Source organism: Hydrogenivirga sp. 128-5-R1-1, assembly GCF_000171895.1.
The window spans coordinates 1-1,907 of sequence record NZ_ABHJ01000209.1; the positions used below are offsets into that span (position 1 = coordinate 1).

Below are 1,907 nucleotides of genomic sequence, written 5' to 3' on the forward strand. Positions count from 1 at the left end.
AAAAAGCAAAATATAAAGATAAAAGGATTTGGAAGAATGCACTACCATCTATTCTTCAAAGTTTACCTATTATAGGGACGGTTTTTAAATACATAAAATTCTTTTTAAAAATCCCATGTTTAGACAAAAAATTTAACTTTATAGAAAACAACCTATACAATACAGTTTTATCTATTAACCACGAACTACATTTAACAAAAAATCATATCTCTACATTAGAAAAAGAAATTTTTTCTACAATTGCCAAAATAGACAACTTAAAAATTGATATAAATAATCTATCCCAAGAAACAAATATAAAAATAAACAACTTAAATGAGCATATAAATAATATTTCCCTTAAACTAAACCATATAGACCATGTAATAAATCAGTTAACATCTGCAGAACCACTTTCTGAAACTTTAGAACAACAAATAAATTACAATATAGAAAAAAACCTTCCCCTTTACATCTCATTTGAAAACCTATTTAGAGGTGATGAACAATCTGTAATCCATAGACAAGAAAGATACCTAAACTATTTAAAACCATCCACTAATCCTGTTTTAGATATAGGATGTGGTAGAGGTGAATTTTTAAAACTATTACTAGAAAAAGGGATAAATGTTTTAGGCATAGAGATAGACGAAAATCTCGTAGAAATATTAAAATCTCAAGATCTACCAGTAGTAAAATCTGATGCTATAGAGTTTTTACAAAATACTCAGCAAACATTTTCAAATATAACAGCTTTCCATGTTATAGAGCATTTATCAGAAGAAAACCAACAAAAATTAATAAAACTATCCTACGAAAAACTAGAACCAGATGGAAAGCTAATAATAGAAACCCCAAACCCCCTCTATATAAAAGCATTTGCAACCTTTTATTTAGACACAACCCACCAAAAACCTATTCCACCACAAACCCTTGCATTTTTGATGCAGTATTACGGATTTAAAAATATAAAGCTCTTATATCTACATCCAGATAGAAAAGAAGTTTCTCCATTTGAAGAAAAAGAAAAATTCTATATGGATTACGCATTAATTGGGGAGAAATAAATGAACAAAAAACTAATAGACACCTTAACCCCAAACTTTAATATACTTGTAGAAAAAAATGAACCATTCCTTGAAGAAGTAAATAAATATCTTCAAGATTTACTAGAAATAAACCACAAAATACATTACATAGACCAAATAGACAAAAAATACTTAGAAGAATACTTTTTAGCATCGGACCTTTTTATAGTCTATAAAAAAACAAACAAAGATCTACTAAACAGAGCACTAGAAAACTTTTTACCTATACTATTTATAGATACAGAAGACTTACCTAGCTTTTACGCACTACACATAAAAGACGAACCACCACAAAAAATTGCTGCAATTATTGCTTTACTTGCAGATAACAGAAGATTAAGAAGAAAAATAATCCAGCACCAAATAGAAAAAACAAACATAAGACCAGAGATTATTTACCAAATAGAAGGCTCTTTTGATAGTTCCTACAGCCTTGCAATAGTAAATAGGGAAATATCCAGAGCATTAAACAAAAAACATCCAGATAAAGTAGCCCTTTACTCAACAGATGGATATGGAGATTTTGACCCAGATAAAGAATTTTTAGAAGAAAATCCAGATATAAAACATATGTACCAAAAATCAAAAAAAGCTTATCATGCACCGGTAGTATTAAGAAACCCATATCCTCCTCGCGTTTACGATATGAAAGGGCACATAAACGCAATGACTTCTTACGGATGGGAAGAGTCAGAATATCCCAAAGAGTACTTAGAAGATTTTAACAAATATTTAGATATTCTTCCTATAATGTCTCCATATGTAGAAAAAGTAATGATAGATAACGGTATAAAAATACCTGTAAAAACAGTAGGCATAGGAGTAGACCACATACTAAAA

Annotated in this window: 1 protein-coding gene and 1 pseudogene; both read left to right on the plus strand. The window is 29.2% G+C overall.

Going from position 1 to position 1,907, the window contains the following annotated elements; all coding sequences use genetic code 11:
• On the plus strand, nt 1–1,046 hold a 1,046-nt coding region (locus HG1285_RS03300; RefSeq protein ID WP_008288906.1), incomplete at its 5' end, for a class I SAM-dependent methyltransferase.
• Nucleotides 1,047–1,907: pseudogene (locus HG1285_RS03295) on the plus strand (group 1 glycosyl transferase); the annotation flags it as partial.